We start from the raw sequence: 3,293 nt of genomic DNA on the forward strand, positions 1-3,293 counted from the left end.
GACAGAAACCTGTCCCATATCCAGTAGGCGTGCTTTCAAATGTTCTCCCCTGTTTTAGATAAAGAGCTGGATATCAGCGTCGGCAGCAAAATCTAAGAACGTAGCCGCCCCGCCAACATCGATACCTTCAATAAAGTCATCCCTGGTGAAACCGAACACGTCCATGGTCATCTGGCAGCCAATCATCTTCACATCCGCCTCAAGACAGGTGTCACGCAACTCCTCGATAGTCGCCACACCTTTGTTCTTAAAGGTCTTCTTCATCAATGACGTGGCTACAGTCTCAAATCCCGGCATATTGCCCATCAGCAGGTTCGGCATGGGCCATTCGAAATCCTGAAACCCTTTCGGCCCAAACGGCATCTTCATGGGCATGGCCGGATTTGTGTGTGGCGCTACTTTTGCCTCGATATTCTTCTTCAGAAGCGTCAGGCCGTAAAAGGTAAAGAATATCCCTACCTCCATCTCCATAGCCGCCGCAGTGGAAGCGAGGATAAAAGGCGGATATGCCCAGTCCAGCGTCCCCTTGGATGCAATCAGTGCCATCCTTTTTGGTTGTCCATTCGTCTCACTCATGGTTACCTCCTAATTGGTAATCAGATTTCAGGAATCTTATGATTTTCGAATAAAGAAAGTGTAATCGCCATCTTCAGCAATGGACTCAATGAGTTCGTGCCCCGTGCGCTTGGTAAATGCGTTCACGTCATTGATCGATCCCGGGTCAGTAGCTACCATCTTCAGGATTTCGCCGCTATTCATGCCATCCATAGTCTTTTTTGTCTTGAGGATCGGCAGGGGGCAGTTCATCCCCTTGCAGTCGAGTTCCTGATCCTCATGAAATTCAGTCATGATTTAGCCCTCCATTGTTGCAGAATCAAAGAGATCGAGTTCCCATTCACCGGTCTCGATTTTCACTTGACACTCTGATATGCAATTAAGAATCTTATGGATAAATTCATTGGCGATGGAATAGTAGTAAGTGGTGCCGTCACGCCGAAACTTGAGGATACCTCTGGAATACATATGCCGCAGATGCTGAGACGTCACCGGCTGAGACAGATCCAGATGGCGCTGGATTTCTCCTACAGATTTCTCGCCCGTTTCGAGAAACTCTATCAGCTTGAGCCGGGCGGGATGACCGAGAACCTTTAGCACGGTGGATGCAGACTTAAGGAATTGAATCGAAAGATTATCACTCATTGTTCACCTCTACGCTTGATTAGAAGTATTATATATAAGGATTTCTATATATAAAGTCAACGTATTTCTACCTTTCAGGTCATGAATAGTGAAAACGCCATCCCCGCTTCAGTATTTATCCTCATTGGCGGCAAGAGCGAGCGGTTCGGTTCGCCCAAGTGGCGGGCTGAAATCAGTGGAGAAATGGTTCTGAATCGCCTGTGGCAAGCCTGTGCCGCGTTCGAATCGCGCTATGTGACTGGCAAGGAACAGCCGGCGGATCTGGACAAACCGTTCATCCAAGATGAACTGGAAATCCAGGCGCCCATCATCGGCCTCTACACCGCCTTGAAGCAGACGCAGCACGACTGGAACCTCCTCCTCTCCTGCGATCTGCCGCTGATGACCGCTGACGTTTTTCAGACGTTGTGGAACAGAAGAAGCGAAGATGCAGACATAGTTGTGCCTCAAGCTAACAATCGCGTGCAGGTGACCTGTGCCCTGTATCACCGCCGGCTTCGGCAGACTGTCGCTGAAGCAGTTGCTGACGGGATCCTCGGTTTATTTCGACTGACAGAAACGGTAAATTCAGTGAAGGTCAGTTTGGGAAAGAAAGACTACAGATTCTTCAATATGAATACGGTGGAAGATCTCGATACCGCTCAAGCGCTGGCTGAGAAGATGCAACCCGGCGGTTAACGATCAATGCGAGCTCGTATCAGACAGGCTGTTCTAGAGTGACCACATCAACAAGAGGAAGACAACCATAATGGCTAAGAAGAAACTGTCCATCTTTGAGAGATACCTGACAGTCTGGGTTTTGCTCTGTATTGGCGGCGGTATTGTGCTGGGAAAGGCAGCGCCTGGAGTTGCGATCAAACTGGATTCGCTTTCGATCTATGAAGTGTCCATTCCCATCGCTATCTGTCTGTTCTTCATGATGTATCCAATCATGGTGAAGATCGATTTTGGGGAAATAGTGAGAGCGGCAAAAACGCCCAAACCGGTCGTACTGACGCTGTTCATTAACTGGGCGATCAAACCGTTCACTATGTTCCTGATTGCCTCCTTCTTTTTGGGACACCTGTTCAAAGGATTCCTGCCCGGCACAGAGATACTCAAGACCGGCCAGGAAGTTGAGTTATGGCGAAGTTATATCTCGGGAGCGATTCTACTGGGAATTGCACCCTGCACCGCGATGGTGTTAATGTGGAGTTATCTGGCAAAAGGAAACGACGGACTCACCTTAGTAATGGTTGCCTTAAACTCTCTCACGATGCTCGTTCTCTATGCACCTCTGGGAGGCTTCCTGCTGGGTGTAAATGCCATGCCTATACCGTGGCAAACGATACTGCTTTCAGTCGTGATTTATGTGGCTTTGCCACTGATTGCTGGATATTTATCTCGCAAGTGGATTGTCAAATTCAGAGGAGATGAATGGTTTCAAAAGAGATTCCTGCATTGGCTTACCCCCGTCAGCATCACTGCACTTCTTGCTACTTTGGTGCTCCTGTTTTCCTTTAAAGGAGAAATAATTTTAGAGCATCCTTTGACGATAATATGGATTGCCATACCCCTTCTTATTCAGACAGTACTCATTTTTGCACTAGGGTATTTTGTCCTGGCAAAACTTTTAAAGCTTTCTTACCACGATGCCGCTCCCTCCGCAATGATAGGCGCCTCGAATCATTTTGAGGTTGCAATTGCAACAGCAACAATGCTTTTTGGATTATCTTCAGGCGCAGCTTTAGCAACAGTAGTCGGTGTTCTGATAGAAGTGCCGATGATGCTCATGCTAGTTTCAATCTGCAAGAACACTTGTTTCTATCATCAAGAGTGCCATCTCGATTTACCTCAATGTAAAGATAGGTAAACTGCTGATAGATCTAAGTTGAACCAGTAATTGTCGGTAGATTCTCTCGAATGAACAGAAAGTACGACTACGTAATAATCGGCTCCGGATTCGGTGGTTCCGTATCAGCCTTAAGATTGGCTGAAAAGGGTTATCAGGTGGCAGTTATTGAACAGGGTAAGCGCTATCGACCCAAGGATTTCCCTAAACGTAACTGGAATCTTCGAAAATATCTCTGGTTTCCGAAAATGGGGCTCTACGG

The 3,293-nt window shown here is 47.4% G+C and carries 6 protein-coding genes; 3 read left to right on the forward strand and 3 right to left on the reverse strand.

Annotated elements, in window-relative coordinates; genetic code table 11:
- Window positions 1-54 precede the first annotated feature (54 nt).
- Genes QF669_05955 through QF669_05965 form a run of 3 tightly spaced genes read right to left on the reverse strand, consistent with a single transcriptional unit; the run spans window position 55 to window position 1,200 of the window.
- On the reverse strand, window positions 55-576 hold the full coding sequence (locus tag QF669_05955) for a DsrE/DsrF/DrsH-like family protein (protein MDP6456977.1): 522 nt from the start codon (window positions 574-576) through the stop codon (window positions 55-57).
- Between the two features lie 36 nt (window positions 577-612).
- Window positions 613-849, reverse strand: a complete 237-nt coding sequence (locus tag QF669_05960) for a sulfurtransferase TusA family protein (protein ID MDP6456978.1) — start codon at window positions 847-849, stop codon at window positions 613-615.
- Between the two features lie 3 nt (window positions 850-852).
- Entirely contained in the window at window positions 853-1,200 is a 348-nt protein-coding gene (locus tag QF669_05965) for a metalloregulator ArsR/SmtB family transcription factor (protein ID MDP6456979.1), read from the reverse strand.
- Between the two features lie 81 nt (window positions 1,201-1,281).
- Between QF669_05965 and QF669_05970 the strand changes: the two genes are divergently transcribed.
- The 3 genes from QF669_05970 to QF669_05980 form a co-directional block, all read left to right on the forward strand.
- Window positions 1,282-1,878, forward strand: a complete 597-nt coding sequence (locus tag QF669_05970) for a molybdenum cofactor guanylyltransferase (protein ID MDP6456980.1) — start codon at window positions 1,282-1,284, stop codon at window positions 1,876-1,878.
- A gap of 70 nt (window positions 1,879-1,948) precedes the next feature.
- Complete coding sequence (arsB, locus tag QF669_05975) at window positions 1,949-3,052, forward strand: ACR3 family arsenite efflux transporter (GenBank protein ID MDP6456981.1); 1,104 nt, start codon at window positions 1,949-1,951, stop codon at window positions 3,050-3,052.
- A 50-nt stretch (window positions 3,053-3,102) separates the two neighbouring features.
- The coding region (locus QF669_05980; GenBank protein MDP6456982.1) for an FAD-binding protein at window positions 3,103-3,293 on the forward strand (191 nt) is incomplete at its 3' end.

Source organism: Candidatus Neomarinimicrobiota bacterium (assembly GCA_030743815.1).
Taxonomy (GTDB): domain Bacteria; phylum Fidelibacterota; class Marinisomatia; order Marinisomatales; family S15-B10; genus UBA2146.

What these genes read in the sequence shown, in the direction of transcription:
- QF669_05955 (MDP6456977.1), bottom strand. Translation starts at nt 576, where the DNA reads ATGAGTGAGACGAATGGACAACCAAAAAGGATGGCACTGATTGCATCC.
- QF669_05960 (MDP6456978.1), bottom strand. Translation starts at nt 849, where the DNA reads ATGACTGAATTTCATGAGGATCAGGAACTCGACTGCAAGGGGATGAAC.
- QF669_05965 (MDP6456979.1), bottom strand. Translation starts at nt 1,200, where the DNA reads ATGAGTGATAATCTTTCGATTCAATTCCTTAAGTCTGCATCCACCGTG.
- QF669_05970 (MDP6456980.1), top strand. Translation starts at nt 1,282, where the DNA reads ATGAATAGTGAAAACGCCATCCCCGCTTCAGTATTTATCCTCATTGGC.
- arsB (MDP6456981.1), top strand. Translation starts at nt 1,949, where the DNA reads ATGGCTAAGAAGAAACTGTCCATCTTTGAGAGATACCTGACAGTCTGG.